Raw genomic sequence first — 14,092 nt, 5'->3', positions numbered from 1 at the left:
CCGAGGGGCGGCGGTGTGGCCGTCCCCGGCGCGCGGGTCTTCCGGCGGTGCGGTCAGCGGATCCTGTCGCCGTACACGTGGTCGACCGGCATGGTCATGAGCACCCTGCGGTCGGAGACCATGACCGACCGGTACTCCTCCCAGTCGGGGTGTTCGCCTGCGGCGAGGCGGTAGTAGTCCACCAGCGCCCCGACCTCGGGGCCGTGGGGGTCGGTGCCGGGGCCGGTGAGGGTGGCGACGCCCTCGGCGGTGGCCCAGGCCCAGCCGTCGGGGCTGGTGACCTGGAGTGTGGCGCGCGGGTCCCGGCGCAGGTTCGCCGTCTTGGCCCGGCCCTCGGTCATGGAGACGTGGAGGAGGTCGGTCTTGGTGTCGTAGAAGGGTTGGACGGGGGAGAGCTGGGGGCGGCCGTCGGCCTTGATGGTGGCCAGGACGCCGAGCCTGCTCTGGGCGAGCAGTGCGCGCGGGTCGAACGTCGTCGCGGTCATGTCCGAAGACCCCTCTCTGCCGGGTGCGGGCGGTGCGCGGTGGTGCGGGGCCGTGTGCGGCCGGTCACGATCGTATCCCCGAAGGGGCGCGGAACAGCTCGATCATCGCCGCGTAGCCTTCGCCGCCGTGTCCGTCGGTCACGGCCCGCCGGGCGAGGTCCCTGACGAACCTGGGCAGTTCGGCGCTGACGCCGAGGGCCTCGCTCTCGTGGACGACGTGCTCCATCGTGGCCAGGTGGGTGTCGATGGTGGAGTCCAGGACCGGGTAGGCGCCGTCGTCGACCTGTCCGGCGTAGCCGGGCAGCCAGTCGGCCACGGTCGCGACTCCCCTGGCCGCGAGGGGGGCGAACGCCGAGGCGTCCACGCCCGCCGCGCCCAGCAGGGCGGCCCCCTGGAGGAAACCGTTGAGGACGCTCCACATCAGGCTCAGCACGGCGGTCTCGTGCAGTGCGGCCAGGCCGGGGTCCTCGCCGAGGTAGGACGTGTTCGCGGCCAGGCTGCCCAGGGTCGGTTCGTGTCGGTCGAAGGCCTCCCGTGATCCGCTGTGGACGATGACGGCCTCCGCCGTGCCGATGGTGTCGGGGACGGCCATGATCGCGCCGTCGAGGTAGTCGGCGCCCCCGCGCCGCGCCCACGCGGCGGTCAGCCGGGCCTGCGCGGAGGTGCTGGAGGTGAGGTTGACCAGGACCCGGCCCTCCAGGGCCCCGTCCAGCGGGTCCAGGAGCGCGTGCACGGCCTCGTGGTCGGAGACGCACACGACCACGACCGGGCTGGCCGCGACCGCCTCGCCGACCGAGGCGGCGGGCTTCGCGCCCCGGGCGGTGAGGTCCTCGGCCCTGGCGGCGGTGCGGTTCCACACGGTGGTGGGGTGTCCCTGGCGCAGGAAAGCGCTGGCCAGGGCCCGGCCCATCATGCCCAGGCCGAGGACCGTCACGGGGGTGGGCACGGGGGCGGTGTCGTGGTCGTGCGTCGTGTGCCCCTTGTGGAGCGGGTGGTTGCTCATGCCAGAATTCTCGACGTTCACACCGGTATGAAGGTCAAGGGGGAGCGCGCGTGCTGATCGGTGAGCTGAGCAGACGGACGGGCGTGCACACGCACCAGCTGCGCTACTACGAGGCCCAGGGCCTGTTGGAGCCCGCGCGCGGGGCCAACGGTTACCGCGAGTACGCAGACGACGCCGTCCTGACCGTGGCGCAGATCAGGAGGCTCCTCGAAGCCGGGCTCTCGACCCAGGAGATCGCCTTCCTGTTGCCCTGCGCCGTCGGCGCGTCCCCCGACTTCGAACCCTGCCCCGAGTTGCTGGACACCCTGCGGACGCGTCTGCGCGGGCTGGACGAGCACATCGACACGCTGGCCCGCTCCCGCGGGGCCCTGCGCGACTACATCGAGGCCACCGAGCGGCGGGTGTCGCGGTACGGGTGCGACGCCGCCGAACCGGAGCCGGCACCGGTGTGACGTGCGCGCGGGGGCGTGCGGTGCGGACCGGGCCTCTCGGCCGCGGAGGGCCGAGGGGGCCTTGATAGTCTGCCCGGGCCAGTCGTACCACGTACGTGGTCAGGGAATCCGGTGCGAATCCGGAACTGACGCGCAGCGGTGAGGGGGACGGGCGGGGTACTCACGCCACTGGGGCGGGGCCGCGGCGACCACAGCGTCGAAGCGGCACCCACCTGGGAAGGCACCCTGTCCGGGCGAACCCGAGTCCGAAGACCTGCTGGCCCCTCCGCGTCGAGTGCGCGGAGGCGTCCCGTGCCAGGCTCCGCGTTCGAGCCCCGACATCCAAGGCATGCCCATGCTGCGTCACGCCCCGCGCCCCCTTCCCCTCCTGCTCGCCTCCACCCTCCTGCTGCTCACCGCCTGCGCGCCCTCCCCGGACGGGGGGAGCGGCGGGAGGGAGGCCGCCGACGACGCCCGCACGGTCGACAACTGCGGACACCGGGTGAGCGTCGACGCCCCGCCCGAGCGCGTCGTCTCCCTCAACCAGGGCAGCACCGAGATCCTGCTCTCGCTGGGCCTGGCGGACCGCCTCGTCGGCACCGCCACCTGGACCGACCCGATCATGGAGGGGCTGGAGGAGGCCAACGAGGCCGTCCCCCGCCTGGCCGACAACGCCCCCTCCTTCGAGGTGGTCCTGGACGCCGAACCGGACCTGGTGACCGCCTCCTTCGTCTCCACGCTCGGCACGGGCGGCGTCGCCACCCGTGAGCAGTTCCAGGAACTGGGCGTGCCCACCTACGTCTCCCCGACCGACTGCGCCGCGGGCAAGGACAACGACAGCGGGGGAGACGGCTCGCGCAGCGAACCGCTCACCCTCGACGCGGTCCACGGCGAGATCCGCGACCTGGCCCTGCTGTTCGGGGTCGAGGAGCGCGGGGAGGAGCTGATCGCCGAACTGGAGGGGCGGGTGGAGGCGGCCACCGGGGACCTGGACGCCTCCGGTGTCTCCCTCATGTACTGGTTCGCCAACTCCCAGTCGCCCTACCTCGCGGGCTGCTGCGGCGCCCCCGGCGTCATCACCCGTGCGGTCGGCGCACAGAACGCCTTCGACGACACCCACGACGAGTGGCCCCAGATCAACTGGGAGACCGTCGCCGACCGCGACCCCGACGTCATCGTGCTCGGCGACCTGACCCGCGAGTCCCAGACCGCGGAGAGCGCCGACGCCAAGATCGCGTTCCTGGAGTCCAACCCCGCCACCCGGGAGCTCACCGCCGTGCGCGAGGAGCGCTACGTCCTGCTCAGCGGCCAGGCCATGAACCCCTCGATCCGCACGGTCGAGGGGATCGAGCAGGTCGCCGACGGTCTGCGCGGCCTCGGGCTCACCCAGTGAGCGGTGCGCGTCTGGCGCTGCTCTCCTGCGGTGGACTGGTGCTCTTGGCCGTGTCGGTCTCGGTCGCGGTGACCATCGGCCCCGCCGACATCACCACGGCCGAGGTCTGGAGGTCGGTCGCCGCGCGGCTGGGGTTGGGCGAGAGCCGCCTGACGCCGCTGCGCGAGGGCATCGTGTGGAACCTGCGCATGCCCCGCACCCTGCTCGCCGCGGTGTGCGGGGCGGGGCTGGCCCTGTGCGGAGCGGTCATGCAGTCCCTGCTGCGCAACCCGCTGGCGGACCCCTTCGTGCTCGGGGTGTCCTCGGGGGCCTCCACCGGGGCGGTCGCCGTGCTGGTCCTGGGGTGGGGCGGCGCGGTGGTGTCGCTGTCGGCGGGCGCCTTCGTCGGCGCCCTGCTCTCCTTCGGTCTGGTGGTGCTGCTCGCGCACACCCTGGGCGCGAGTATGGACCGCGTGGTGCTGTCCGGTGTGGCGGCCATGCAGCTGTTCTCGGCGCTGACCTCGTTCATCGTGCTGACCTCGGCCGACGCCGAGACCACGCGGGGCGTGCTGTTCTGGCTGCTGGGCTCCCTCAGCGGCGCGGGGTGGGAGGACGTGGTGCTGTGCGCGGTGGTGCTGGCCGGTGTGCTCGCGGTGTGCCTCGCGCACACCACCACCCTGGACGCGTTCGCCTTCGGTGAGGAGGCCGCGGCGAACCTGGGCGTGCGGGTGGCCCGCGCCCGCCTGGTGCTGCTGTGCGCCACCGCGCTGCTCACCGCGGCCCTGGTCAGCGCGGCCGGGGCGATCGGTTTCGTGGGGCTGGTCCTGCCGCACGCGACCCGCGCGCTCACCGGTGCGGCCCACGCCAGGCTCTTGCCGGTCACCGCGCTGGCGGGCGCCGTCTTCCTGGTGTGGGTGGACACGGTCGCCCGCACCGCGCTGGACCCGCAGGAGATCCCGGTGGGGGTGGTGACCTCACTCATCGGGGTGCCCGCCTTCATCGCCGTGCTCTACCGCGCCAGGAGGCACACGTGACCCATTCCGACCAGGCGGTGGCCCGCGACGGCGAGCCGTCCGTGCGCCAGGCGCCCCCGACCGAGGACGGCCAACGACCCGAGCAGGAGGACCGGGCGCGGCACGGAGCGCCAGGCGGGACCGGTCTGCACGCCGAGCGGGTGAGCCGCCTGATCGGCGGAGGGCTCGTCCTGGACGGCGTCACCCTCGCTCCGCGCCCGGGTGAGACCGTCGGCCTGCTCGGCCCCAACGGTTCGGGCAAGTCCACACTGCTGCGGCTGCTCGCGGGCGTCCTCACGCCCTCCGCGGGCGTGGTCGCCCTCGACGGCAGGCCGCTCGGCCGGACCGCGCGCCGGGCGGTGGCACGGCGCGTGGCCGCCGTCGAACAGAACGCGCACACCCAGACCGAGCTGACCGTCCGCGACGTGGTGGCCCTGGGGCGCGTCCCGCACCGCCGCGCCTGGACGCCCATGTCCGCGGCCGACGCGGCCGCCGTCACGGCGGCACTGGAGCGCACCGGCCTGACCGGTACCGCCGACCGGTCCTGGCACACGCTCTCCGGCGGGGAGCGCCAGCGCGCCCAGATCGCCCGGGCCCTGGCCCAGGAGCCGAGCGAGCTGCTGCTCGACGAGCCGACCAACCACCTCGACATCCAGTACCAGCTCGACCTCATGGAACTGGTCGCGGGCCTGCCGGTCACCACCGTCATCGCCATGCACGACCTCAACCTGGCCGCGATGTACTGCGACCGGCTGCTGGTGCTGCGGGGCGGGCGCGTCGTCGCGGAGGGCACGCCCTCGCAGGTCCTGACCCCCTCCCTCATCGAGGAGGTCTACGGGGTCCGGGCCGAGGTCGCCCCCGGCCCCGGGCACCCGGTGATCCGCTTCCTGAAGTCCCCCGGTCGTACACGTGGGCGCGTGTCCGGCTGAGGTGGGACCTCCTCGCTCAGCCGGGCTGCCCGGGGGTGCCCGGCCGCTGCGGAGGCTTCCGCGGCAGCCGGGTCTCCCAGCGCTGTCGACCACTCCGGAACGCCGGCCGGGAACCGGGGCTTCTTTTCGTTGTGGTCGTCGGTCCAGCGGGGTTCGGCGGCCATGAATCCGTGGGGGAGCACCGCTCAGACGCCCTCCGCGTCGGTGTTCGCGGTCGGCCTCAGCTTCGACATCGTCAGCACGGCGAAGATCAGCTGCCACGCTGTGATCGTGTACACGGATGCGCGTTCCCAGACGCCGTAGTCGAACAGGAAGATCGTTCCGTTCGAGGAGGTCACCGCGAGAACGACCAGACTGGCGATCCCGAAGACGCTGAGCATGGCGCTCACCCGGCCGAACCAGGGAGCGAGCAGGGAGCGGAAGGTTCGTGTGCCCGCCAGGAAGACGAGGGCGTTGCCTCCGACGATGGCCATGAGGGCACCGCCGAAGTGGAAGACGGCGAGGCCGGCGTCGGCGTTGGCGGGGCTGCCGTGGACCAGACCGACGAAGGAGATGCCGAAGCTGTGAATGAGGGCCAGCGCGAGAACGCCGCTCCTCCTGCGTCCCTGGGGCAGCGACCACCAGAGGACCACGCCGGCCAGGGCGATCATGAGCGCCTGCCCGAGGAACCCGGCGTTCATCACGTTCGCGAGCTGCGAGTCGATCGCACGGCCTTGGAATACGCCAGGGACCGGCACGCCCAGGTCGCTGATGTAGTTGTGCGAGTAGCTGTACCCGGGAAAGCCGATCGCTGAGACGGCCTCCATAACGAGGTACCACAGCGCCCCGATGCCCATCAGGGTCGCTGCGATGCCCACTCCGGTGCGGGACTGATCGGTCGTCATGTGCTGTCTCCGATTCTCGGGTGAGATTTCCAGTGCCGGGCGTCCATCGCGCACGGTCACGGGGCTGGGGGCGGTGATGCCGCCAAGGAACGTGCCGTCGGAGCCCTCCGTGCGGAATGCGGGCAGCACGGGTTCCCCCTCGTGCTCGATGACGCGGCCGCTGGGGAGACGCGGCCCCGTGAGGTCGACGGCGGCTTCGAGGTGTCCACGTGAGTCACGGTCTACCCTCGTTTGCTTGCTGTCTGATGCAAGATTACACAAGACTGCAAGTTTGCTGCTTGCTGTTATGTTGCTGGTATGCCAGAACTCCCCCTCCGAGAGCGGGCGAAGGTGCGGCGCAGGCGCGCCATCCAGTTCGCCGCGATGCGCTTGTTCGCCGAGCGCGGTTACGACGCCACGACGGTGGCGGACATCGCCACGGAGGCCGAGGTGGCGACACGGACCGTGCCGATGTACTTCCCCACGAAGCTCGACATAGCGCTCTCCTCCACGAACGCCGCCGCTGAGCGGCTCACCCGCGCGCTTGAGGAGCACGGCTCGGGCACGCCCCTTGTGGACACCTTCATGGAGTGGCTCCACGGCGAGGCGGCGCACGTCGACGAGGAGGAGTGGCGGCTTCGCGCGGCGATGTTCGAGGCGAATCCGGCACTGAGTGTCACGGGAAGCAGGCAGACGGAGGCCCTGGCCCGCACCGCCGCCCGACTGCTGGGCCTCCAGCTCGGTATCCCCTCGGACCACGCCGCGGTCCGACTCACGGTCGGAGCCGTCAGTGGGGTCTTCCTTCAGTACGAACTGCTTCCGACCGGGCGCGACGACGCCTCCGCCGTCCTCGACACGATGCGTGCCGCCCTTGAGGGGCTGGTCAGAGGGGTGGAGGCGCAGCTCGGCCAGACGAGCTGACCACGGGGAGCGGCCCTCCGCTGAGGGCTGGGGACGCTGGTCCTCCTGATGCGCGACTGCGCCCGCCACCGCGCGGGAGCACCGTCACCGCCGAGGACGCCCCGGCCCCGGGTGTCCGGTGGTCCGCTTCCCGCGCCGCGGGGACGTCCCGCAGAGCCGGGTCGACGGTTCCTGCCCTCCCCCGCCGGGACGGGGAAGGGCACGCCTGGCTAAAGTGTGAGTTCTTTGCTCGTGGTACAGGAACCCGGTGCGAGTCCGGGGCGGTTCCGCCACTGTGACACCCCGATCGGGGTGCAGCCAGACACTGGCCTCGGGCAGTCCGACCGCCGATGGGGCGAGAACCCCGAGGGAGGAATCCGACCATGACGGTACGGATCGCACTGCTGTCCACGTCCGACACCGACCTGCTCTCCGCGCGGGCCAGCGGTCGCGCCTACGCGTGGGCCAACCCCTCCCGCGCCGACCACACCGAGCTCACCGGCGTCGTCGAGGGCGTCGACCTGGTGGTGGTGCGGCTGCTCGGCTCCCCGCACGACCTGTGGCCGGGCCTGGCCGCCGTCCGGGAACGGGGCACGCCGCTGGTCGTCCTGGGCGGTGAGCAGCAGCCCAGCGCCGAACTGATGGAGCACTCCACCGTCCCGATCGGCGTGGCGGCCGATGCCCACCGCTACCTGGCCGAGGGCGGCCCCGCCAACCTCGCGCGCCTGCACGCCTTCCTGTCCGACACCGTGCTGCTGACCGGCGAGGGGTTCGAGGCGCCCGCGCCCGTCCCGCTGTGGGGCCTGGCCGAACGCGACCGGCCGCAGGACTCCGCGCTCGCGTCGTCCGCCACCGCCACCGACGAGCGGCCCTCGGCTGCGGGCCCCTCCTCTGACGAAGGCCTTCCGAGGGTGGGCATCCTCTACTACCGGGCGCACGAGGCGGGCGGCAACACCGCCTTCGCGCACGCCCTGGCCGACGCCGTCGACGCCACCGGGCAGGCCGTGGGCGTGCCCGTGTTCGCCGGGTCGCTGCGCTCGGCGCCCGACGAGCTCTACGAGGCGCTCGGCGGCTTCGACGCCCTGGTGGTCACCGTCCTGGCGGCGGGCGGCAGCGTGCCCGCGTCCGCGAGCGCGGGCGGGGACGACGAGGCGTGGGACGTGGAGCGGATGGCGGCCCTGGACGTTCCCGTCCTCCAGGGGCTGTGCCTGACGAGCCCCCGCGCCGACTGGGAGGCCTCCGACGACGGCGTCACCCCGCTGGACTCGGCGAGCCAGATCGCCATCCCCGAGTTCGACGGCCGCATCATCACCGTGCCCTTCTCCTTCAAGGAGATCGACCGCGACGGCCTGCCCCGCTACGTCGCCGACCCCGAGCGCTGCGCCCGCCTGGCCGGGATCGCCGTCGCCCACGCACGGCTGCGGCACGTGCCCCCCGCCGACAAGCGCATCGCCCTCGTCCTGTCCGCCTACCCCACCAAGCACTCCCGCATCGGCAACGCCGTCGGGCTCGACACGCCCCGCTCGCTGGTGCGCCTGCTGCGCCGGATGCGCGCCGAGGGCTACGACCTGGGTGAGCCCGGTGCCCTGCCCGGCCTGGACCTGCCCGACGACACCGAGGCCGGGGACGCGCTGATCCACGCCCTGATCGCGGCGGGCGGCCAGGACGAGGACTGGCTGACCTCCGTGCAGCTGACCGACGCCCAGGTGCGGATCACGCCCGAGGAGTACGCCGCCTGGACCGAGGGCCTGCCCGCCCCGCTGAGGGAGGCGATGACCGAGGCGTGGGGGGCAGCGCCCGGCAGCCTCTACGTCAACGACGCGGGCGAGCTGGTCCTCGCCGCGCTGCGCGCGGGCAACGTCGTCGTCCTGGTCCAGCCCCCGCGCGGCTTCGGGGAGAACCCGATCGCCATCTACCACGACCCCGACCTGCCCCCCAGCCACCACTACCTGGCCGCCTACCGCTGGCTGGAGCACGGCTTCGGCGCCCACGCCGTCGTCCACCTGGGCAAGCATGGCTCGCTGGAGTGGCTGCCCGGCAAGAACGCCGCGCTCTCGGCCGCCTGCGCCACCGACGCGGTGCTCGGCGACCTGCCGCTCGTCTACCCGTTCCTGGTCAACGACCCGGGCGAGGGCGCCCAGGCCAAGCGCCGCGCCCACGCCACGGTCGTGGACCACCTCATCCCGCCGATGGCCCGCGCGGAGTCCTACGGCGACATCGCCCGCCTGGAGCAGCTGCTCGACGAGCACGCCAACATCGCGGCCATGGACCCGGCCAAGCTGCCCGCGGTCCGGGGAGAGATCTGGTCCCTGATGCGCGCGGCGGAGCTGCACCGCGACCTCGGCCTGGAGGAGCGGCCCGACGACGAGGAGTTCGACGACTTCCTGCTCCACGTCGACGGCTGGCTGTGCGAGATCAAGGACGCGCAGATCCGCGACGGCCTGCACGTGCTCGGCGAGGCGCCCGGGGGCGAGGCCCGGGTGAACCTGGTCCTGGCCGTCCTGCGCGCCGCCCAGGTGTGGGGAGGCGTCGGCGCGGCGGTACCCGGGCTGCGTTCGGCCCTGGGCCTGAAGGAGGACGCGCCCACCACCGAGGTCGACCAGGTGGAGGCCCTCGCCCGCGGCCTCGTGGAGCGGATGGAGGCCGCGGGCTGGGACCCGGCCGCCGCGTCCGGTCTGCACGACGACCCCGGGGTGCGCGCCGTCCTGGAGTTCGCCGCCGCGCAGGTGGCGCCCCGCCTGGCCCGCACCACCGACGAACTCGACCACGTCGTCCACGCCCTGGCGGGCGGCTTCGTTCCGGCGGGCCCCTCCGGCTCCCCGCTGCGCGGCCTGGTCAACGTGCTGCCGACCGGCCGCAACTTCTACACCGTCGACCCCCGAGCCGTCCCCTCCCGGCTGGCCTGGCAGACCGGGCAGGCGATGGCCGAGTCCCTGCTGCGCCGCCACCTGGAGGAGACCGGGACCTACCCCGAGTCGGTGGGCCTGTCGGTGTGGGGCACGTCGGCGATGCGCACCTCCGGCGACGACGTGGCCGAGGTGCTGGCGCTGCTGGGCGTGCGCCCGGAGTGGGACGAGGCCTCGCGCCGGGTCTCGCGGCTCGACGTGGTGCCGCTGGAGGAGCTGGGCCGCCCGCGCGTGGACGTCACGGTGCGCATCTCCGGCTTCTTCCGCGACGCGTTCCCCCACGTGGTCGCCATGCTGGACGACGCCGTGAACCTGGTCGCCGACCTGGACGAGCCCGAGGAGAGCAACTTCGTGCGCGCCCACACCCTCGCCGACCTGGAGGAGCACGGCGACCGGCGCCGCGCCACCACCCGCGTCTTCGGCTCCGCGCCCGGTTCCTACGGCGCGGGCATCCTCCAGGTGGTGGAGTCGGGCACCTGGCGTGACGACCGCGACCTGGCCGAGGTGTACACGGCCTGGGGCGGCTTCGCCTACGGGCGGGGCCTGGACGGCGTTGCGGCCGCCGAGGACATGCGCGCCAACTACCGCCGGATCAAGGTCGCGGCCAAGAACGTCGACAGCGCCGAGCACGACATCGCCGACTCCGACGACTACTTCCAGTACCACGGCGGCATGATCGCCACCGTCCGCGCACTCACCGGCGCCGACCCCAAGGCCTACGTCGGCGACTCCACCTCGCCCGACGCGGTGCGCACCCGCACCCTGGCCGAGGAGACCGCACGCGTGTTCCGGGCCCGGGTGGTCAACCCGCGCTGGATCTCGGCCATGCGCCGCCACGGCTACAAGGGCGCCTTCGAACTGGCGGCCACCGTCGACTACCTCTTCGGTTTCGACGCCACGGCCGGTGTCGTCCACGACTGGATGTACGACAAGCTGGCCGCCGAGTACGTGCTCGACGCCGACACCCAGGAGTTCCTGCGCCGCTCCAACCCGTGGGCGCTGCACGGCATCGTCGAGCGGCTGTACGAGGCCGCCCGGCGCGGGCTGTGGGCCGAGCCGGACCCGGCGACGCTGGAGGCCCTGACGGAGGTCTACCTGGAGGTCGAGGGAGACCTGGAGGACCGGTCCGAGTGAGGGTGCGCATCCTGGGCATCGGCATGGGGCCGCGGCACCTCACCCCGGAGGTCGCCGACGCGCTGCGCGGCTGCGACTACGCGGTGGCCGCCCGCAAACGCGGGGACGACGGGCTGCTGGCCCTGCGCCTGGCCGTCTGCGAGGCGCACGGCGTGCCGCTGGTCGCGGTGCCCGACCCCGAGCGCGACCGCGACGACCCGGCGGACTACGCGGCCGCGGTGGCCGCCTGGCACGAGGCGCGGGTCGCCGCCTACGAGCGGGTGCTGGGCGAGCGCGGCGGCACCGCGGCGTTCCTGGTCTGGGGCGACCCGTCCCTGTACGACTCCACCCTGCGGATCGTGGAGCGCGTCGCCGCGCGGGGGATCGTCGCCGTGGAGTACGACGTGCTCCCCGGCGTCAGCGCTCCCCAGCTCCTCGCCGCGCGGCACCGGATCGTGCTGCACGAGGTGGGCCGTCCGGTGCACGTGACCCCCGCGCGCCGCCTGGGCGAGGCGGTGGCGGCGGGGCAGGACAACATCGTCGTCATGCTCGGGGGAGAGCCCGCCTTCGGGGGGCTGGAGGGCTGGACGCTCTGGTGGGGTGCCAACCTGGGCACCGACACCGAGGAGCTGGTCGCCGGACGGGTCGGTGAGGTGCTGCCCGCGATCGCCGCGGCCCGCGCACGGGCCCGGGAGCGGGCCGGATGGGTCATGGACGTCGCGCTGCTGAGGAGGACGGCATGAGTGGAACCGGGCCGGAGGCCTCGTTCGAGGGTGGCGGTCCGTCCCCGCGCGGAGAGGAGCACGGACGCGGGGGAGGAGGACTGCTGGTCGCCGGGACCACCTCCGACGCCGGAAAGAGCGTGGTCACCACCGCCCTGTGCCGGGCCTTCGCGCGCCGCGGCGCGCGGGTCGCCCCCTACAAGGCGCAGAACATGTCCAACAACTCCATGGTCTGCCACGGACCCGACGGCCACCCGGCGGAGATCGGCCGCGCCCAGTGGGTGCAGGCGCTGGCCGCCCGCGCCGTGCCCGAGCCCGCCATGAACCCCGTGCTCCTCAAACCGGGCACCGACCGGCGCAGCCACGTCGTCCTGCTCGGCCACCCCGCAGGGGACGTCTCCTCGGCCGACTGGGAGGCGGGCCGCCGCCACCTGGCCGAGGCCGCGCACGCGGCCTACGACGACCTCGCGGCCCGCCACGACGTCGTCGTCGCCGAGGGCGCGGGCAGCCCCGCCGAGATCAACCTGAGGGCGGGCGACTACGTCAACATGGGCCTGGCCCGGCACGCGGGCCTGCCCGTGGTGGTCGTCGGCGACATCGACCGGGGCGGTGTCCTCGCCGCGATGTACGGAACGGTGGGCCTGCTGGAGGCCGCCGACCAGGCGCTGGTCGCGGGCTTCGTGGTCAACAAGTTCCGCGGGGATCCCGGACTGCTCCGGCCCGGCCTGGAGGGCCTCGAACGGCTCACCGGCCGCCGGGTCTACGGCACCCTCCCCTGGGACCCGGGGCTGTGGCTGGACTCCGAGGACGCCCTGGACCTGGAGGGCCGCCGGGCGCGCGGGGGAGCGGGGCTGAGGGTGGCCGTGGTGCGCCTGCCCCGGATCAGCAACTTCACCGACGTGGACGCCCTCGGGCTGGAGCCCGGCCTCGACGTCGTCTTCGCCTCCGGCCCGCGCGACCTCGCCGACGCCGACCTGGTCGTCCTGCCCGGCACCCGCTCCACCCTGGCCGACCTGGACTGGTTGCGTTCCCGGGGACTGGACCGGGCGATCGTCGAGCACGTCCGGCGCGGTCGGCCGCTGCTCGGGATCTGCGGCGGGTTCCAGATGCTCGGCCGCACCGTCACCGACCCCGGCGGGGTCGAGGCCGAACCCGGAGCGCGCGCGGACGGCCTCGGGCTGCTCGACGCGCGGACCGAGTTCACCGCCGACAAGACCCTGCGCCTGCCGTCCGGGGAGGCGCTCGGGGCGCCCGCGCACGGCTACGAGATCCACCACGGCCGGGTCACGGTGGGCGGCGGCGCGCGGGAGTTCCTGGGCGGCGCCCGCGCGGGCAACGTCTTCGGCACCATGTGGCACGGCAGCCTGGAGGGCGACGCCTTCCGCGCCGCCTTCCTGGCCGAGGCGCTCGGCTGCGAGCCCTCCGGGGTGCGCTTCGCCGCCGCCCGGGAGCGGCGCCTGGACCTGCTCGCCGACCTGGCGGAGGAGCACCTGGACGTCGACGCGCTGCTCGCCCTGGCCCGCGAGGGCGCCCCGGCGGGTCTGCCCGCGCTGGCCCCGGGTGCCCTGACCGCGGTCCATCCGCCGCGGAGGCCTGGGACGGAGGTGCCCCGGTGAGACTGCTGCTTCTCGGGGGGACTTCGGAGGCCCGTGAGCTGGCCGTCCTCCTGGTGGAGGCGGGCGTCGACGTGACCACGTCGCTGGCCGGGCGGGTGGCCCGGCCCCGTCTGCCGGTGGGGAAGGTCCGGATCGGCGGCTTCGGGGGAGTGCCGGGCCTGCGCGCGGCGCTGGCCTCCTACGACGCGGTGGTGGACGCCACCCACCCCTTCGCCCTGGGCATGAGCGCCAACGCGGCGGCGGCCTGCCGCGCCGACGTTACCCCCCTGCTGCGGCTGGAGCGGCCGGGCTGGGACCCCGATCCAGGCTGGCATCACGCCGCCACCCACGAGGAGGCGGCGGAGCGGGCCGCGGCGCTCGGGGAGCGGCCCTTCCTCACGGTGGGCCGCCAGGAACTCGCCCGCTTCGTTCCGGAGCTGGGGCGGCGGGCGGTCCTGGCCCGGGTGGTGGACGTCCCCGAACTCACGCTGCCCGACACGTGGTCGCTGAGGACCAGCAGGGGGCCGTACACCCTCGACGGTGAACTGGACCTGATGGGCGGGCACCGCGCGGACGTGTTGGTCACCAAGGACTCCGGCGGCGCCTACACCTGGCCCAAGATGGAGGCCGCGCGGATGCTGGGCGTTCCGGTCGTGGTGGTGCGGCGCCCGCCCGGCCCGGCCGGGGTGCCCACCGTCCACGACGTGGCGGCCGCGTTCGCCTGGGTGGCCGACCTGGGGTGAGGGGAGGCCGTCGGACG

12 protein-coding genes and 2 riboswitches are annotated in these 14,092 nt (G+C 73.8%); of the genes, 9 read left to right on the top strand and 3 right to left on the bottom strand.

What is annotated here, in order from left to right:
• Positions 1–53: 53 nt before the first annotated feature.
• On the bottom strand, positions 54–485 hold the full coding sequence (locus ACSIH6_RS12820; protein ID WP_435108488.1) for a PPOX class F420-dependent oxidoreductase: 432 nt from the start codon (positions 483–485) through the stop codon (positions 54–56).
• Positions 486–549: 64 nt separating this feature from the next.
• On the bottom strand, positions 550–1,488 hold the full coding sequence (locus ACSIH6_RS12815; RefSeq protein WP_435108487.1) for an NAD(P)-dependent oxidoreductase: 939 nt from the start codon (positions 1,486–1,488) through the stop codon (positions 550–552).
• A 50-nt stretch (positions 1,489–1,538) separates the two neighbouring features.
• On the opposite strand from ACSIH6_RS12815, the gene ACSIH6_RS12810 reads away from it, so the two are divergent.
• The 4 genes from ACSIH6_RS12810 to ACSIH6_RS12795 all read left to right on the top strand — a co-directional run bounded on the left by ACSIH6_RS12810 (position 1,539) and on the right by ACSIH6_RS12795 (position 5,233).
• On the top strand, positions 1,539–1,940 hold the full coding sequence (locus ACSIH6_RS12810; protein WP_435108486.1) for a MerR family transcriptional regulator: 402 nt from the start codon (positions 1,539–1,541) through the stop codon (positions 1,938–1,940).
• Between the two features lie 62 nt (positions 1,941–2,002).
• Positions 2,003–2,215: riboswitch (cobalamin riboswitch) on the top strand.
• Between the two features lie 59 nt (positions 2,216–2,274).
• Complete coding sequence (locus tag ACSIH6_RS12805; RefSeq protein ID WP_435108543.1) at positions 2,275–3,312, top strand: ABC transporter substrate-binding protein; 1,038 nt, start codon at positions 2,275–2,277, stop codon at positions 3,310–3,312.
• Positions 3,309–4,325 (top strand): FecCD family ABC transporter permease, encoded by a 1,017-nt coding sequence (locus tag ACSIH6_RS12800; RefSeq protein ID WP_435108485.1) that lies wholly within the window; start codon positions 3,309–3,311, stop codon positions 4,323–4,325. Before ACSIH6_RS12805 ends, ACSIH6_RS12800 begins: the two co-directional genes overlap by 4 nt.
• Positions 4,322–5,233 carry an ABC transporter ATP-binding protein gene (locus ACSIH6_RS12795; protein ID WP_435108484.1) on the top strand — a complete coding sequence of 304 codons (912 nt, stop codon included), beginning with the start codon at positions 4,322–4,324 and terminating at the stop codon, positions 5,231–5,233. The genes ACSIH6_RS12800 and ACSIH6_RS12795 overlap by 4 nt, the downstream gene beginning before the upstream one ends.
• Positions 5,234–5,418: 185 nt before the next feature.
• On the opposite strand, the gene ACSIH6_RS12790 is transcribed toward ACSIH6_RS12795, so the two are convergent.
• Positions 5,419–6,117 carry a DUF998 domain-containing protein gene (locus ACSIH6_RS12790; protein WP_435108483.1) on the bottom strand — a complete coding sequence of 233 codons (699 nt, stop codon included), beginning with the start codon at positions 6,115–6,117 and terminating at the stop codon, positions 5,419–5,421.
• Positions 6,118–6,414: 297 nt separating this feature from the next.
• On the opposite strand from ACSIH6_RS12790, the gene ACSIH6_RS12785 reads away from it, so the two are divergent.
• The 5 genes from ACSIH6_RS12785 to ACSIH6_RS12765 all read left to right on the top strand — a co-directional run bounded on the left by ACSIH6_RS12785 (position 6,415) and on the right by ACSIH6_RS12765 (position 14,075).
• Positions 6,415–7,017 carry a TetR/AcrR family transcriptional regulator gene (locus ACSIH6_RS12785; RefSeq protein ID WP_435108482.1) on the top strand — a complete coding sequence of 201 codons (603 nt, stop codon included), beginning with the start codon at positions 6,415–6,417 and terminating at the stop codon, positions 7,015–7,017.
• A 215-nt stretch (positions 7,018–7,232) separates the two neighbouring features.
• Positions 7,233–7,344: riboswitch (cobalamin riboswitch) on the top strand.
• A gap of 35 nt (positions 7,345–7,379) precedes the next feature.
• On the top strand, positions 7,380–11,036 hold the full coding sequence (locus tag ACSIH6_RS12780) for a cobaltochelatase subunit CobN (RefSeq protein ID WP_435108481.1): 3,657 nt from the start codon (positions 7,380–7,382) through the stop codon (positions 11,034–11,036).
• A complete protein-coding gene (gene cobF, locus ACSIH6_RS12775) occupies positions 11,033–11,758 on the top strand; it encodes a precorrin-6A synthase (deacetylating) (RefSeq protein WP_435108480.1) in 726 nt (241 codons plus the stop codon). The genes ACSIH6_RS12780 and cobF overlap by 4 nt, the downstream gene beginning before the upstream one ends.
• Positions 11,755–13,353 (top strand): cobyric acid synthase, encoded by a 1,599-nt coding sequence (locus tag ACSIH6_RS12770; RefSeq protein WP_435108479.1) that lies wholly within the window; start codon positions 11,755–11,757, stop codon positions 13,351–13,353. Before cobF ends, ACSIH6_RS12770 begins: the two co-directional genes overlap by 4 nt.
• Positions 13,350–14,075, top strand: coding sequence for a cobalt-precorrin-6A reductase (locus tag ACSIH6_RS12765; RefSeq protein WP_435108478.1), 726 nt, complete (start codon positions 13,350–13,352; stop codon positions 14,073–14,075). The genes ACSIH6_RS12770 and ACSIH6_RS12765 overlap by 4 nt, the downstream gene beginning before the upstream one ends.
• The last annotated feature ends 17 nt before the right edge of the window (positions 14,076–14,092 follow it).

This window comes from Nocardiopsis synnemataformans (assembly GCF_965343085.1).
Taxonomy (GTDB): domain Bacteria; phylum Actinomycetota; class Actinomycetes; order Streptosporangiales; family Streptosporangiaceae; genus Nocardiopsis; species Nocardiopsis alborubida.
This window is presented reverse-complemented; position numbering and strand designations above follow the sequence as displayed.

Coding starts and splice junctions, on each gene's coding strand:
- ACSIH6_RS12815 (WP_435108487.1), bottom strand. CDS start 1,488: ATGAGCAACCACCCGCTCCACAAGGGGCACACGACGCACGACCACGAC.
- ACSIH6_RS12770 (WP_435108479.1), top strand. CDS start 11,755: ATGAGTGGAACCGGGCCGGAGGCCTCGTTCGAGGGTGGCGGTCCGTCC.
- ACSIH6_RS12790 (WP_435108483.1), bottom strand. CDS start 6,117: ATGACGACCGATCAGTCCCGCACCGGAGTGGGCATCGCAGCGACCCTG.
- ACSIH6_RS12780 (WP_435108481.1), top strand. CDS start 7,380: ATGACGGTACGGATCGCACTGCTGTCCACGTCCGACACCGACCTGCTC.
- ACSIH6_RS12820 (WP_435108488.1), bottom strand. CDS start 485: ATGACCGCGACGACGTTCGACCCGCGCGCACTGCTCGCCCAGAGCAGG.
- ACSIH6_RS12785 (WP_435108482.1), top strand. CDS start 6,415: ATGCCAGAACTCCCCCTCCGAGAGCGGGCGAAGGTGCGGCGCAGGCGC.
- ACSIH6_RS12805 (WP_435108543.1), top strand. CDS start 2,275: ATGCTGCGTCACGCCCCGCGCCCCCTTCCCCTCCTGCTCGCCTCCACC.